This window comes from Isoptericola sp. NPDC057191, assembly GCF_042670225.1.
GTDB lineage: Bacteria > Actinomycetota > Actinomycetes > Actinomycetales > Cellulomonadaceae > Isoptericola.
The window spans coordinates 1-14,297 of sequence record NZ_JBHUWC010000099.1; the positions used below are offsets into that span (position 1 = coordinate 1).

At 73.4% G+C, this 14,297-nt stretch carries 11 protein-coding genes; 6 read left to right on the top strand and 5 right to left on the bottom strand.

The features are described from left to right. The first annotated feature begins 99 nt into the window (after positions 1 to 99). Positions 100 to 1,404 (top strand): MFS transporter, encoded by a 1,305-nt coding sequence (locus tag ACFT55_RS12950; RefSeq protein WP_380244244.1) that lies wholly within the window; start codon positions 100 to 102, stop codon positions 1,402 to 1,404. On the opposite strand, the gene ACFT55_RS12955 is transcribed toward ACFT55_RS12950, so the two are convergent. Next, a complete protein-coding gene (locus ACFT55_RS12955) occupies positions 1,311 to 2,222 on the bottom strand; it encodes a helix-turn-helix domain-containing protein (RefSeq protein ID WP_380244245.1) in 912 nt (303 codons plus the stop codon). The two genes, ACFT55_RS12950 and ACFT55_RS12955, sit on opposite strands and share 94 nt — an antisense overlap. Then, positions 2,219 to 4,906 (bottom strand): flippase-like domain-containing protein, encoded by a 2,688-nt coding sequence (locus ACFT55_RS12960; RefSeq protein WP_380244246.1) that lies wholly within the window; start codon positions 4,904 to 4,906, stop codon positions 2,219 to 2,221. Before ACFT55_RS12960 ends, ACFT55_RS12955 begins: the two co-directional genes overlap by 4 nt. 207 nt (positions 4,907 to 5,113) lie before the next feature. Between ACFT55_RS12960 and ACFT55_RS12965 the strand changes: the two genes are divergently transcribed. The 4 genes from ACFT55_RS12965 to ACFT55_RS12980 are packed head-to-tail and all read left to right on the top strand — an operon-like array spanning position 5,114 to position 10,601. Continuing rightward, complete coding sequence (locus tag ACFT55_RS12965) at positions 5,114 to 6,757, top strand: ABC transporter substrate-binding protein (protein ID WP_380244247.1); 1,644 nt, start codon at positions 5,114 to 5,116, stop codon at positions 6,755 to 6,757. Between the two features lie 21 nt (positions 6,758 to 6,778). Next, positions 6,779 to 7,822, top strand: coding sequence for an ABC transporter permease (locus tag ACFT55_RS12970; RefSeq protein ID WP_380244248.1), 1,044 nt, complete (start codon positions 6,779 to 6,781; stop codon positions 7,820 to 7,822). Beyond that, positions 7,822 to 8,922, top strand: a complete 1,101-nt coding sequence (locus ACFT55_RS12975) for an ABC transporter permease (protein WP_380244249.1) — start codon at positions 7,822 to 7,824, stop codon at positions 8,920 to 8,922. The genes ACFT55_RS12970 and ACFT55_RS12975 overlap by 1 nt, the downstream gene beginning before the upstream one ends. Next, positions 8,919 to 10,601, top strand: coding sequence for a dipeptide ABC transporter ATP-binding protein (locus tag ACFT55_RS12980; protein ID WP_380244250.1), 1,683 nt, complete (start codon positions 8,919 to 8,921; stop codon positions 10,599 to 10,601). The genes ACFT55_RS12975 and ACFT55_RS12980 overlap by 4 nt, the downstream gene beginning before the upstream one ends. A gap of 128 nt (positions 10,602 to 10,729) precedes the next feature. On the opposite strand, the gene ACFT55_RS12985 is transcribed toward ACFT55_RS12980, so the two are convergent. Both ACFT55_RS12985 and ACFT55_RS12990 read right to left on the bottom strand, forming a co-directional pair. Beyond that, positions 10,730 to 11,734 (bottom strand): DMT family transporter, encoded by a 1,005-nt coding sequence (locus ACFT55_RS12985; protein ID WP_380244254.1) that lies wholly within the window; start codon positions 11,732 to 11,734, stop codon positions 10,730 to 10,732. Between the two features lie 38 nt (positions 11,735 to 11,772). Continuing rightward, positions 11,773 to 12,624, bottom strand: a complete 852-nt coding sequence (locus ACFT55_RS12990) for an SDR family NAD(P)-dependent oxidoreductase (RefSeq protein WP_380244251.1) — start codon at positions 12,622 to 12,624, stop codon at positions 11,773 to 11,775. A 137-nt stretch (positions 12,625 to 12,761) separates the two neighbouring features. Between ACFT55_RS12990 and ACFT55_RS12995 the strand changes: the two genes are divergently transcribed. Then, the gene (locus ACFT55_RS12995) at positions 12,762 to 13,346 is read left to right on the top strand and encodes a TetR/AcrR family transcriptional regulator (protein ID WP_380244252.1); all 585 of its coding nucleotides are present in this window, start codon (positions 12,762 to 12,764) and stop codon (positions 13,344 to 13,346) included. Positions 13,347 to 13,353: 7 nt separating this feature from the next. Here the strand turns inward: ACFT55_RS12995 and ACFT55_RS13000 are convergent, their stop codons facing one another. Continuing rightward, a complete protein-coding gene (locus tag ACFT55_RS13000; protein WP_380244253.1) occupies positions 13,354 to 14,196 on the bottom strand; it encodes a CPBP family intramembrane glutamic endopeptidase in 843 nt (280 codons plus the stop codon). Between the last annotated feature and the right edge of the window lie 101 nt (positions 14,197 to 14,297).

The window sequence follows — 14,297 nt, forward strand, 5'->3', positions numbered from 1 at the left end:
GCCTCCGGCGTTCCCGGCCAGGCCGGCTGCGTGGCGTCTCGATCGAGTCCGTCGGCGTCCCGGTCGGCTGGTGGCGGGACGCCCGTTGTTGCGACCAGCATGACGACGAACCCGATCGACACGGCGGCCGGCACGACCGCTGCCCCGACGTCCGCCACGACGTCCGCCACGACGTCTGTCACGACGTCTGCCACGACCCGCCCGGCCCAGGGCACGCCGGCGCCAGGCATGCTGTCGCCGCGGCGCGCGGGCCTGGCGCTCGCCACGATGTTCCTCGGCAGCTTCTCCCTCGTGACGGCGGAGTTCCTGCCGCCCGGGGTGCTGACGCCGGTGGCGCAGGACCTGGGCGTCTCGGAGGGCGTCGTGGGGCTGTCGGTGAGCGTCACCGCCCTGACGGCGCTGGCCACGGCCCTGGGCCTGAGCTCCCTGTTCCGGAACACCGACCGCCGCACCCTCCTGGTGGTGCTCGCCCTGGGCGCCGTGGCGTCCAACGTCCTGGTCGCGCTGGCCCCGGGCATCGTGGTGCTCATGGCGGCCCGTCTGCTCCTCGGCGCCGCGCTGGGCGGCTACTGGTCGATGTCGCTCGTCATCGCGACGCAGCTCGTCCCGGCCGACAGGGTGGGCCGCGGGATGATGATCGTGAACGGGGGGACGACCGTCGCGACCGTGGCCGGCGTGCCCCTCGGGGTGATCCTCAGCGCCGCCGCCGGGTGGCGGGTCGTGTTCCTGGTGGCCGCGGCCGTCACGGCGGTGACGGCCGTCGCGATGCGGGTGGCGCTGCCCCCGGTCGCGCCCTCGCCGGGCATCGGGTGGTCGGCGACGGGGCGGGCGCTGCGCTCGCCCGGCGTCGCGCTGGGCCTGCTGAGCCTCGTCGCCGTCATCGGCGGGCACTTCGTCGGCTTCACGTACGTGCGGCCCGCCCTCTCGCTGCTGCCCGGGTCCGACGTCGGCACGGTCGCCGTGCTGCTCGCGCTGTTCGGCGTCGGCGGCCTGGTGGGCAACGTCGTGGTCGGAACGGTCGTGGACCGGCACCTGCCGCTGATGCTGCTCGCCGTGCCGGTGACCATCGGTGCGGGCGTCGCCGCCGTCGGGCTGGCCGCGGCGTTCCCGGTGGTCGCGTACCCGGCCGTGGTGCTGTGGGGCACGGCGTTCGGCGGGCTGCTCAACGTGGTGCAGGTGTGGATCACGCGGCTCCTGCCCGGCCAGGTCGAGGCGGGCAGCGGGCTGGTCGTGGTGGCCTTCCAGACGGCGATCATCCTCGGCTCGGCCGTGGGCGGCCTGGGCGTGGACGCCGTCGGCGTCGCCTGGACCTACCTCGTGGCAGCCGTCGTGGCGGTGGCGGGCGGGGTGCTCGTGCGGAGCACGCTGCCGCGGCGGAACTCGGACGGCGTCGCGCCCGTGTGACGGCGGAAGGCGCGGCCGAACGCCGTGTCCGACCCGTAGCCCAGCTGGCGGGCGATCGCCGCGACGGAAAGGTCGCCCGCCGTCAGCAGGCAGCGGGCGTGGGCGACGCGCACCTGCGCGAGGTACCGGCCCGGGGTCAGCCCGGTGGCGTCGCGGAACCGGGCGGCGAACCCGGAGCGCGACGCCAGCGCCACGCGGGCCAGGTCGTCCACCGTCCACTCGCGGCCGGGGTCGGCATGGATCGCCGCGACGGCGGCGGCCAGCCCGGGGTCGTCACGCTGCATCAGCCAGCGCGCGGGAGCGCAGCCGCGGGCGTACCAGGCGCTGATCACCAGGGACGCCACGAGCGTGACCACGCGGTCGCCGAGCACGCTGCGCGGGGTGCGGTACTCCTCCACCAGGGAGCGGAACATGGTGGCGGCGGTCGGCTCGGTCTGCGGGACCTCGGTGAGGAGCACGAGGTCGGGCAGCACGCCACGGGCGGTCTGGGCCCCGGTCGGCGCGACCTGCACGCACTCGACGGCGGCGTCCGACAGCGCGTGCACCTCGAAGCGCGGGCCGTGCGGCAGAAACAGGAAGTCGCCCGGGGCCAGGTCGGCGACGTCGCCCACGCCCCGCACCCGCACCAGGCCGTCGGTGACCAGGAGCAGGGCGCCGTCGCCCGTCGCGTGCTCCGTCCAGTCGCCCGCGGCCAGCGCGTGCCGGGCACGTGCGACGAACCGCCACTGCAGGCCGGCGAGCACCCGGTCGAGCTCTTCGGCGGCGGCGGACGCGGATGACGCGGAGGTCCCGGCGCACGCGCCGACGACCGTCGTCACAGGTCCCCGGTCTTCTCCAGGCGCTTCATCGCCACCCAGCCGATCGGCACCCGCGCCCAGTACGTGACGACGCGGTACAGCATGGTCACGGAGAACGCGAGGGACGGCGGGATGCCGGCGGCGGTGAGGCCGGCGATGAGCGCGCCCTCGACACCGCCCAGGCCGCCGGGGGTGGGCACCATGGCGCCCACGGAGTTGCCGACCAGGTAGATGACGGCGACGTCGATGAGGTTGAGCGACTGCCCGAACGCGGCGAGCGCGGCATAGAACGCGAACACGTAGCCCAGCGTCATGACGACGTTGCCCCCGAGGCCCAGCGCGAGGCGGGTGGGCTGGCCCATCATCTGCGACAGCCGCGGCCAGACCTGCTCGAGCGTGGGCCGGGCCTTCTCCCACGCCCACCGCCGCACGGACGGCACGAGCAGCGTCGCGACGACCGCCACGCCGACCCCCGCGATGGCCAGCAGCACCGTCGTGGACGGCAGCTCGACGAGGCCGCCGGAGCCGGTGGACACCGACAGCACGACGAGCAGCAGCACCGTGACCACGAACTGGGAGAGCTGCACCAGCGCCACCGTCGCGACAGCCATCGGGGTGGCCACGCCCCGCCGGGTGAGCATCCGCAGGTTGAGCGCGGCGGGCCCGATACCGGCGGGGGCGGCGAGCGAGACGAAGGACCCGGCCATCTGCGTGAGCGTCGCGCGCCACAGCGGCAGCTTCTGGGGGGAGAAGGCGGTGAACGTGAGCGCCGCACCGAACCAGGTGATCGCCCCGAAGGCGAAGGAGGCCGCGACCCACCACGGGTTCGCCTCCGTGATCGCCGAGGCGATCTCCTCGAAATTGATCGTCGTGACGATCACCGTGACGGCGACGATCGTCAGCGTCAGCATGATGACGGTGCGGGCGCCGAAGCGGGTGATGTTCTGCGGCTGCACGTCGGCCTGCGGCAGGCGCTCCACGAGGGCCTCGCGCAGCTCGTCCAGCAGGCCCTTGACCCGGCGGACCTCCTCGCGCGTCGGCCCGGGCAGGGCGATGGTCTGCAGCAGCGGGCCGATGGCGGCGATGTCGTCGTCGGGCAGCGCCCGGACCGCGGAGGCGAGCGCGCGTCGCGCCCCGACGCGCAGTGCGAGCAGCGCGAGCATCTGCGTCAGGTCGAGCCGGCGGGACAGGGTGCCGGCGCCGATCTCGCCCTGCTCCCATCGGGTGAGCCACACGTGCGGCTCGCCCTGCTCGTCGTGGTGCACGAGCACGACGTCGGGGGTCAGGGAGCGGTGGGTGAGCCCCGCGTGGTGCGCGCGCCGCAGCTGCTCCCAGGCCTCGGCGAGGACGGCGTCGCCGCGCGGGCCCTCGAGGACGTCGGCGTCGAGGTCGCGCAGGGAGACGGCGCCGCGCGCGTGCTCCTGGACGAGCACGACGGAGTCGTCCGCGAACCCGATGCCCTCCAGGCGCTGGGTGCGCACGCCGGCGGCGGCGGCCGCGTACGCGAGGAGGGCGGTGCGCTCGGCCGCGGCCCGCAGCGAGATGGCCGCGCGCCCCTCGAGTCCACGCAGGCGCAGGGTGCGCCACAGTCGCTGCACGGTGGTCATGACCTGGCGGTCGCCGTCGAGCACGACGACGTCGCGGCGCGGCGCGGCGCCGTCGGTGAACAGCGCGTACACGCGGTTGTCGCCCGAGCGGGTGAGCGCCACGGCTGCCGCGTCGGCCGTCGTGGGGTCGGGCGGGAGGGTCCGCTCGTCCTCCTCCAGGCCGTCGACGACGTCGCCGTCGGCGTCGTAGGCCGCCACCGGGTCCTCGGGCGCGGGCGGGGCGCCGTCCGGGTCGGCGTGGTCGTCGACGACGGCGGAGACGTCGCGCACCCGGACCAGCGCCGTCGGGTGAAATCCGGCCCGCCGCACGGCAGCGACCAGGTCGCCGCCGTACGCGCGCTCGCTGCGCACGCCGGACACGTACTGCACGGCGAGGCCGGCGAGGCGGCCGAGCAGCAGCGCCACGAGCACGCCCGGCAGGGACACCTGTCCCGTGATGAGCACGATGAACAGGGCGAGGTAGAGCACGTTCCACGACCAGCGCACGGTGCGCCGGCGGGTGCGCGGGCCCGCCGTCGTGAGCAGGCCGGCGATGGCGGAGACGTACCCGGGGACCGTGAGCTGCCACTGGCCGTCGCTGAAGACCGACAGGCCGCGCACGAGCTCGTCGCTGCCGAACTTGGTGACCGCCAACGTCGTCACGACGCCGAGCACCAGGCCGAGCGCGGCCGCGCAGATCGACTCGACCACCTGGCGGCCCAGGCGCCGCCAGCCCAGCTCGATCAGCACCGCGGCGGGCACGAACAGGGTGATCAGGCCCTCGAGCAGCGCGACGGGGACGAACAGGATGCGGGCGAGGAGCGTGCTGAAGTTCTGGACGTCCTGCGTGACGCCCTCGGTGGTGGCGTGCGCGACCACCGACAGCACCAGCACGAGCGCGACCCCCAGCGCGCTGACCACCATCCCGAGCATGTCCGAGGGGTGCCGCACGCGGGGCTCGGGGGTGTCGACCACCCGCACGAGGTCGGTGGCAGCGCCGTGGTCGGCGCCGGCTCCACCGAGCAGCGCCTGCAGCGGGCCGGTGGGTGGTGCGGCGTCGGCCGCCGGGCTCCGGTGCGCCGGAGCCCCGGCAGGACCCGCGGTGCTCGCTCCGGACATGCCGGGAAGTCTAGGCTCTCCGGCCCCCTATGGCCTGTGACACAGGCCCGACCGCAGTGGTAGGTTCCCGGACCACGATGCGAAACCGGTCCGGATGTGACCCACGTCCGTGACCAGGGCGACACACCGGTGTGCCAGAGACGCCCGCATCGCCACGAGCCCGCGGCCACCCGCCACGGGCCGGCCTGGACGAAGGGGACCACGACCATGAGTGCCATCAGAGGCTCGCGACGCATGATCGCCGGTGCGGCAGGGACGGCAGTGCTGGCGCTGGTGCTGACCGCGTGCGGCGGCGGTTCCGGCGACGGCGGCAACGGGGACGGCGGCGGCAGCGCCGAGTCGATGATCATCGGCACGACGGACAAGATCACGTCGCTCGACCCCGCCGGGTCGTACGACAACGGGTCGTTCGCCGTGATGAACCAGGTCTACCCGTTCCTCATGAACACGCCGTACGGCAGCCCGGACGTGCAGCCGGACATCGCGGAGTCCGCGGAGTTCACGGCGCCCAAGGAGTACACGGTCAAGCTCAAGCCGGGCCTGAAGTGGGCCAACGGCAACGACCTGACCTCCTCGGACGTCAAGTTCACCTTCGACCGCCAGCTCAAGATCGCGGACGAGAACGGCCCGTCGTCGCTGCTGTACAACCTCGACTCGGTCGAGACGCCGGACGACACCACGGTCGTGTTCAAGCTCAAGAGCGCGAACGACCAGATCTTCCCGCAGATCCTCTCCTCCCCGGCAGGCCCGATCGTCGACGAGGACGTCTTCTCGCCCGACGCGGTGACCGACGACCAGACGATCGTGGACGGCAAGGCGTTCGCCGGCCAGTACTCGATCACCGGGTACAAGACCAACGAGCTCGTCAGCTACGAGAAGTACGACGGGTACGAGGGCATCCTGGGCGAGGCCAAGACGCCGAAGATCAACGTCAAGTACTTCACGGACGCCTCAAACCTCAAGCTCGAGGTGCAGGACGGCTCGGTCGACGTCGCCTTCCGCTCGCTGTCGCCCACCGACATCGAGGACCTGGGCAAGGACGACAAGGTCAAGGTCGTCACCGGCCCCGGCGGCGAGACCCGCTACATCGTCTTCAACTTCGACACCCAGCCGTACGGCGCGAAGCAGTCCGACGCCGACCCGAAGAAGGCGACCGCGGTCCGTCAGGCCGTGGCCGACCTCATCGACCGCCAGGCGCTGGCCGACCAGGTCTACAAGGGCACCTACACGCCGCTGTACTCCTTCGTGCCCGACGGCCTCACCGGCGCCACGGAGCCGCTGAAGGAGATGTACGGCGACGGCCAGGGCGGCCCCGACGCGGACAAGGCGAAGCAGACGCTCGCCGACGCCGGCGTCACCACCCCCGTCGAGCTGAACCTGCAGTACTCGAACGACCACTACGGCCCGTCGTCGGGCGACGAGTACGCGCTGATCAAGGACCAGCTCGAGGAGAGCGGCCTGTTCAAGGTCAACCTGCAGACCACGGAGTGGGTGCAGTACTCGAAGGACCGCACCGCCGACGTCTACCCCGCCTACCAGCTCGGCTGGTTCCCGGACTACTCGGACGCGGACAACTACCTCACGCCGTTCTTCCTCAAGGAGAACTTCCTGGGCAACCACTACGTGAACCAGGACGTGGAGGACATGATCCTCGAGCAGGCCGTCACGGCCGACGAGAAGAAGCGCACCGACCTGCTGGGCCAGATCCAGGAGTCGGTGGCCAAGGACCTGTCGACCGTGCCGTACCTCCAGGGTGCGCAGGTCGCCGTCACGGCCAAGGACGTCACCGGGACCGAGGACACGCTCGACGCGTCGTTCAAGTTCCGCTACGGCGCGCTGGCCAAGGGCTGAGAGACGGACTGAGCTCTTCTCGTGGCATCTCGTAGTTCGACGGGAAGCGCACTGGGACGCTACATCCTGGTGCGCTTCCTGCTCATCATCCCGACCGTGTTCATCCTGGTCACCACGGTGTTCGTGCTCATGCGCGCGACCGGTGACCCCATCACCGCCGCACTGGGCGGGCGCCTGACGCCCGACCAGCTCGCCGAGCGGATCCACGCGGCCGGTTACGACCGGCCGATCCTCGCGCAGTACTGGGACTACCTCAGCGGCATCTTCACCGGCGACTTCGGCACGACGATCAGCGACAACCGGCCCGTCACCGAGGTGCTCACCACCTACGGCGCGGCCACGTTGGAGCTCGCGTTCTACGCCATCGTCGTCGCGCTCGTCCTGGGCGTCCCGTTCGGCATGGTCGCGGGCTACTTCCGTGACCGTCTGCCCGACGCCGCGCTGCGGATCCTCGCGATCCTCGCCTACGCGACGCCGGTGTTCTTCGCGGGCCTGATCCTCAAGCTCGTGTTCTCCGTCTGGCTGGGCTGGTTCCCCGTCGCGGGCCGTGTGTCCACCGACGGCGAGATCTCGATGCAGCTCGCCGGGGCGGACTCCGGGTTCATGCTGATCGACGCCTTCAAGACCGGGGACCCGGCCGTGGTGCTCGACGTGCTGTCGCACGCCTTCCTGCCCGCCATGGCGCTGGGCCTGCTCACGGCCGGCGTGTTCCTGCGCCTCGTGCGCACCAACATGATCGGCACGCTCGGCGCCGGCTACATCGACGCGGCCCGGTCGCGCGGCGTCAAGGAAAGCCGTCTGGTGCGCAAGCACGCGTGGCGCCCGGCGCTCATCCCCATCATCACCGTGGCCGGCATGCAGGTCGCGATGCTCCTGGTGGGTGCCGTGCTGACCGAGACGACGTTCGAGTGGCGGGGGCTGGGCTTCCAGCTCTCGGAGTACCTGCAGGCGCGCGACTTCGTGGCCGTGCAGGGGATCGTCGTGCTGATGGCCGTGGTGGTGGCGGTGACGAACTTCCTCGTCGACATCATCGCCGCCCTGGTCGACCCGAGGGTGAGGTACTGATGACCGCGGGAGAGATCACCAGCGTCGGCACCGCCGGCACCGCCCCGGAGCACCTGGGCGGCCGGGGCGCCTGGTTCCGCAAGCTGCCCGTGGTGCGCCAGGTGCGCCAGAGCGTCGGGCTCCAGCGCGGCATGCTCGTCGCGGGCCTCGTGCTCACCGCGCTGTTCGTGCTGGTCGCGGTGCTCGCACCGCTCCTCGCACCGTTCGGCTGGTCGCAGCTGCGCGACCTCGACGGCGCGTTCGGCGCCCAGATGCCACCGAGCGCCGAGCACTGGTTCGGCACCACGGTGGGCGGGTACGACGTGCTGTCCCGCGTGGTGTGGGGTGCGCGCACGGCGCTGCTCGTCGTCTTGGTGGCGGTGCTGTCGTCCATCGTCGTCGGCGTGCTGCTGGGCCTCGTGTCCGGGTACTTCGGCGGCTGGCTCGACCGCGTGCTCGTCGTCGTGGCGGACGCGATCTACGCCTTCCCCTCCCTGCTGCTGGCGATCCTGCTCGCGATCGTCATCTCCGGGGGCAAGTCCGACATGTGGGGCGGCATCTTCGCGGCCGCGCTGTCGATCACGGTGGTGTTCGTGCCGCAGTACTTCCGCGTGATCCGCGCGGAGGTGGTGCGCATCAAGGCGGAGGCGTTCGTCGACTCGGCGCGCGTCCTGGGCACCGGGCACTGGCGCATCATGACGCGCCACGTGCTGCGGAACTCGACGCGCACGCTGCCGCTCATCGTCACGCTCAACGCGTCCGAGGCGATCCTCACGCTGGCGGGGCTGGGCTTCCTCGGCTTCGGCATCGAACCGACGGCGGCCGCCGAGTGGGGCTACGACCTGCAGCGCGCCGTCGCCGACGTGACCTCCGGCATCTGGTGGACCGCGCTGTTCCCGGGCCTCGCCATCGTGCTGGCCGCGATGGGCATGACCCTCATGGGTGAGTCGCTCAACGACCTCGCCGACCCGCGCCTGCGCTCCCGCGCCCGCGCCGGGCAGGTCACCGGCGCCGTCGCGGCCACCTCGGTGGGCGAGCCCGTCGAGGCGGACCCGTCCGACCCGCAGAACCCGGCGTCGGCGGAGCGCCGTGACGAGAACTCGAAGGGAGACGACGCATGAGCGCCGTCGCATCCATCACGGACCTCGCGGTCTCGTTCGCCACGGACGCCGGCTCGGTGCGGGCCGTCGACGGCGTGAGCCTGGACGTGCAGCCCGGCGAGGTCCTCGCCGTCGTCGGCGAGTCCGGCTCGGGCAAGACCGTCACGGCCAAGACCATCCTGGGTCTGCTGCCGGAGACGGCGACCACCAGCGGCGCCGTCGTCCTCACGGGGCGCGACGGCACGACGACGGACGTCGTCTCCGTCTCCGCGGCGAAGCTGCGCCAGGTGCGCGGCGTCGACGTGGCGATGGTGTTCCAGGAGCCCTCCAGCGTGCTCAACCCCGTGTACACCGTGGGGTGGCAGATCGCCGAGGGCATCCGCGCGCACGGCGACGTGTCGAAGAAGGAGGCGCGGCGGCGGGCGATCGAGGTGCTCGGCACGGTCGGCATCCCCGACCCGGAGCACCGCGTGGACCACTACCCGCACCAGTTCTCGGGCGGGCAGAAGCAGCGCATCGTCATCGCGATGGCGCTGGTGCTGGGCCCGGGCCTCATCGTCGCCGACGAGCCCACGACGGCCCTCGACGTCACCGTGCAGGCCGAGATCCTCGACCTGCTGCGCCACCTGCGTGACGAGACCGGCACCGCCATCGTGCTCATCACGCACAACATGGGCGTGGTGGCCGACCTGGCCGACCGCGTCGCCGTCATGTACCAGGGCAAGGTCGTGGAGCAGGCCACGGCCCGCGACCTGTTCGCCGACCCGCAGGCCGACTACACGAAGGCCCTGCTCAAGGCCGTCCCGCGTGTCGGGGAGGGCACGGCCCGCGCCGTGGAGCGGGCGGCCACCCGGCCCGAGGGGTGGGAGTCCACCGAGCCGGTGGTGCGGGCCGACGGCCTCACCATCACCTACCCGGGCCGGTTCCGGCAGCCGGCGTTCACCGCGGTCGACGACGTGTCGCTCGCGATCCGCCCCGGCGAGGTGCTGGGGCTCGTGGGGGAGTCGGGCTCCGGCAAGACGACGATCGCCCGCGCGATCGCCGGCCTCACGCCCGTCAGCGGCGGCTCGCTGCGCGTGCTGGGCACCGAGATGCACGGGGCACGCGGGCGGGACCTCAAGGCGATGCGGCCGCGCCTCGGGTTCGTCTTCCAGGACCCGGCCACGTCGTTCAACCCGCTGCTGACCATCGCCGAGTGCGTGGCCGAGCCGCTGGTCGTGCACGGGCGGGCACGCAACCCGGAGGCGGCCCGCGCCCGCGTGGACGAGCTGCTCGAGGCGGTGCAGCTGCCGCGCAGCTACGGCGACCGCTTCCCGCACGAGCTGTCCGGCGGGCAGCGGCAGCGCGCGTCGCTGGCCCGCGGCCTGGCCCTCGACCCGGAGCTGCTGATCGCGGACGAGCCGACGTCGGCGCTCGACGTGTCCGTACAGGCCCGGGTGCTGGAGCTCTTCGCCGAGCTGCAGAAGGAGCTCGGCTTCGCGTGCCTCTTCGTGTCGCACGACCTGGCCGTCGTCGACCTGCTGGCGGACCGCATCGCGGTGCTCTACCGCGGGCACCTGGTCGAGGAGGGCACGGGCGAGCAGGTGCTCGGCCACCCGCGGGAGGACTACACCAAGCAGCTCCTCGCGTCGCTGCCGGTGCCGGACCCCGCCGCGCAGGCGGAGCACCGCGCCGGCCTGCACGCGCTGCGGCAGGCCTGAGTGGGGGTCCTGTTCCTGGTCGTGCCCGCGGCCATGGCCCTGGTCGGTCTGTGGATGATCATCGGTGCGGTGCCCGCGTACTCCGACGTCGGCATGCTGGACCGTTGGGACACGGACGTGCGGGTGCTCTACGACCCGGAGCGGCCGGAACGGTTCATCGCGCCGAAGAGCGCCCGCATGGGCACCGGCGCGGCCGTCGCTCGCATCGTGTTCGCGCTGGTGTTCCTCGCGTTCGTCGCGGGCTTCGTCGTGCTCTGGCAGGGCCTGATGTCCTCCGGGCCGACCGGCTTCTGACGGGCCGGGCCCCGGGGTGCCTTCGGCGCCCGAGGACTCTGTCGTAGGCCGGCCGCGACCAGCAGAGCGCCGGCGACGTCCGCGGGCCCGACGTGCCCGAGCCCGAGCGCGACCGTCGTGAGCAGCGCGCCGACCGGCACGAGCCCGGCGAAGAGGCCCGCGCGGTCGGGGCCGAGGCGGCCCAGCGCGTCGTACCAGAGGAAGAAGGCGGCCGCGGTGACCACCGCGCCGAGGTAGACGAAGGCGGCCGCCTCGCCCAGGGTGGGCAGGCGCAGCGCGGCGGGGCCGTCCAGGGCGAGGCCGGCCACGAGGAGCAGCGGCGCGGCCAGCGCGGCCGGGTAGGCCGCGACCCGCAGGGGGCCGAGCCGGGGCAGCAGGGGGACGGCGAGCAGGGAGAAGGCGACCTCCCCGGCGAGGGCGCCCAGGGACAGCAGCAGGCCGGTCAGGCTGCCCGATCCCAGCCCGGCGGCGACGGCCGTGCCGAGCGCGACCACGACGGCGGCCGTGACCGTGCGCGCGGCGGGGCGCCGACGCTCCAGCAGCGGGCCCACGAGGGCCAGGACGACGGGCACCCCGCCGACGACGGCGCCGATCATCGCGGGACCGGCGTGCCGGGTCGCCTCGACCAGGCACAGGTTGAAGCCGGCGAGCCCGGTGGCGGCGAGCGCGACCAGCAGCAGCACGTCACGCGCCGTCAGCCGGACCCGGGGCAGGCGGCGGTGGTGCACGACGGCGAGCAGGATGACGGCGGCGAGCGCGTAGCGCAGCGCCTGCCCGGTCAGGACCGGGTAGCCGGCGGTCGTGGCGGACACAGCCGTCGAGGTACCGACCAGGAGCATCGCCGCCGCGGCACCGGCCGAGGCGGTGCCCGCCCCGCTCACGCGGCGGCCTCCGGCGTCGACGTGCCGGCGGCGGGGACGGCGGACGGGGTGCCGGACGGGGTGCCGGACGGGGACAGGACGGAGCGGGTGACGCGCTCGGCGAGGGCCGCGACCAGGGCGCGCGGCCGCCGCGGGGTCAGGTGCGCGGCCAGGGTGTTGCCGAGGCCGGGGGCGACGTAGCCGCGGTCGCGGTCCAGCGCGCGCAGCGCGGCGCGGACGACGGGCCCCGGGGTGGTCATGGCGCCGGTGACGGCGGCCCTGCGGGTGCCGATGGTGTCGAAGAAGCCGGTCTCGACCGGGCCGGGGCACAGCGTGAGGACGCGGACGCCGCGCCGCCGGTACTCCTGCCGCAGCGCCAGGCCGAAGTTGAGCACGAACGCCTTGGCGGCGCCGTACACGGCGAAGTACGGGTCGGGCTGGAAGGCGGCGTTCGAGGCGACGTTGACGACCGCGCCGCCGCCGCGGGCCAGCATCCCGGGCAGGAGCTCGTGGGTGAGGTCGACGAGGGCGACCACGTTGACCATCAGCTGGTCGTGGTCGCGTGCCCCGTCGATCTCCTCGAAGCGGCCGCAGGTGCCGAAGCCCGCGTTGTTGACCAGCAGGTCCACCTCCAGCCCGCGGGCGGCGACCTCCGCGGCCACGCGGCGGGCGGCGTCCGGCTCGGCGAGGTCCTGGACCAGCACGTGGGCGGCGACGCCGTGCGCGGCACCGACGCGCTCGGCGACGGCGGCGAGCCGGTCGCCGGACCGGGCCACCAGGACGACGTCGTGCCCGCGGGCGGCGAGCTGCTCGGCGAACTCCGCGCCGAGTCTGGACGACGCTCCTGTGATGAGGGCGGTGCTGCGCATGGTCTCTCCTTCAGCGGACGACAACTGGATGTGAGCGTAGCGCCTTCACCATCAACTGCAACAGAGGTGATGCAATTAAGTCAGATTGAGCGTCGGTCAAGTATCGTGTGCGCGTGCAGCTGACGCGGAGGGGAGCGATGGGTGAGGTGGCAGGCCGACCGCTGCGAGCGGACGCGGAGCGCAGCGTCCGAGCGATCCTCGAGGCCGCGGAGCGGGTGCTCGTCGACGACCCGGCCGCCTCCCTGGAGCAGATCGCCGCGGCGGCGGGCGTGGCCCGCACGACCGTCCACCGGCGGTTCGCCAGCCGGCAGGCGTTGATCGACGCCCTCGCGGCCTCCGCGGTCCGGCAGCTCGCCCGCGCGGTGGACGACGGGCGGCCCGACACGGCCCCGCCCCTGGTAGCGATGCACCGGATCACGGCCGACGTGCTCCAGGTCAAGGGCGCCTGGGCGTTCGCCCTGGGGCTCCCGGCGGACCCGGACAGCGAGACCGCCGAGCTCCAGCGGGAGGTCGACCGGCGCTGCGTCGTCGTGCTGGAACGAGCCCGCGCCGAGGGCCTCCTCGCCCAGGACGCCGACCTCGACTGGGTGCGCCGCGTCTACTACGCCCTCATCGGGGAGTCGTTGCGCGACGGTGCCGACGGTGCCGACGGTGCCGACCCGGACGCGCTCGCCGCCCGGGTCGTCGAGACCCTGCTGCACGGCGCGGGCCCGCGGGGCTGAGTCGGCCTCAGAGGCCGAGCGCCGCCTTCCACGCCTCCGGCAGGAGGGCGTAGCCGACGAACGCGACGACGTCGAGCACGGTGTGCGCCACCACGAGCGGCAGCGCGCGGTGCCGCCCCCACCGGCTGGTGTAGAACCACGAGAACACGACGCCCATCACGACGTTGCCGATGAACGGCCCGATGCCCTGGTACAGGTGGTAAGAGCCGCGCAGCAGCGAGCTCCACACGACGAACCAGAGGCGCGACCAGCCGAGGTCGCGCGTGCGCTCGTTCAGGTACGCGACGGCGACGACCTCCTCCAGCAGCCCGTTCTGCAGGGCGGCGAGGACGAGCACGGGCACCGTCCACCAGAGTGCGTTCAGGGCGCTGGCCTGCACCTGGACGGTGATGCCGAGGACGCGCCCGAGCGCGTAGAACGCCAGCCCTGGGATGCCGATGGCCGCTGCGAGGCCGAACCCCCAGGCGACGTCGCGCCCCGGCCGTGCGCCGTCGAGCCCCCAGTCGAGGCCGATCCGGCGTCGCGTGCCCGTCCATGTGGCCGACGCCCGTCCGCTCAGCAGGTAGAGCGCCAGCGCGACAGGCACCAGCGCGAAGAAGATCCCCAGCAGCTGGTAGGTGAGGTCGAGCAGCGAACGGTCGGACTGGCTGGCGTTGAGCGTGGCGGACTGCTCGGCGAGCGGGGTCGAGGCGGTGAGCCTCGCGATGATGTTGACCAGCGCGTACACGCCGCTCTGGCCGAGGCTGAGCCCGAGCACGATCCAGATCTCGGCGGTGGTGCGGCGCCGGGCCGTCGGCGTGGTGGCCGGGGCCACGGGGGAGCGGAGCGCGGGCGAGGGGGCGGCGGTCACGGGCCCAGGGTAGGACCCGCCCGCCCCCCGGTCGTGGGGGGGGGGGTATTTGGTGGGTTGTGGGGGGGGGGGGGGGGGGGACGGGGGAGACCCACCCAGAA

Excerpts from the sequence above, each read along its gene's own strand:
- ACFT55_RS12965 (WP_380244247.1), top strand. The coding sequence starts at position 5,114 with ATGAGTGCCATCAGAGGCTCGCGACGCATGATCGCCGGTGCGGCAGGG.
- ACFT55_RS12985 (WP_380244254.1), bottom strand. The coding sequence starts at position 11,734 with ATGCTCCTGGTCGGTACCTCGACGGCTGTGTCCGCCACGACCGCCGGC.
- ACFT55_RS12990 (WP_380244251.1), bottom strand. The coding sequence starts at position 12,624 with ATGCGCAGCACCGCCCTCATCACAGGAGCGTCGTCCAGACTCGGCGCG.
- ACFT55_RS12980 (WP_380244250.1), top strand. The coding sequence starts at position 8,919 with ATGAGCGCCGTCGCATCCATCACGGACCTCGCGGTCTCGTTCGCCACG.
- ACFT55_RS12995 (WP_380244252.1), top strand. The coding sequence starts at position 12,762 with ATGGGTGAGGTGGCAGGCCGACCGCTGCGAGCGGACGCGGAGCGCAGC.
- ACFT55_RS12975 (WP_380244249.1), top strand. The coding sequence starts at position 7,822 with ATGACCGCGGGAGAGATCACCAGCGTCGGCACCGCCGGCACCGCCCCG.
- ACFT55_RS12950 (WP_380244244.1), top strand. The coding sequence starts at position 100 with ATGACGACGAACCCGATCGACACGGCGGCCGGCACGACCGCTGCCCCG.
- ACFT55_RS12960 (WP_380244246.1), bottom strand. The coding sequence starts at position 4,906 with ATGTCCGGAGCGAGCACCGCGGGTCCTGCCGGGGCTCCGGCGCACCGG.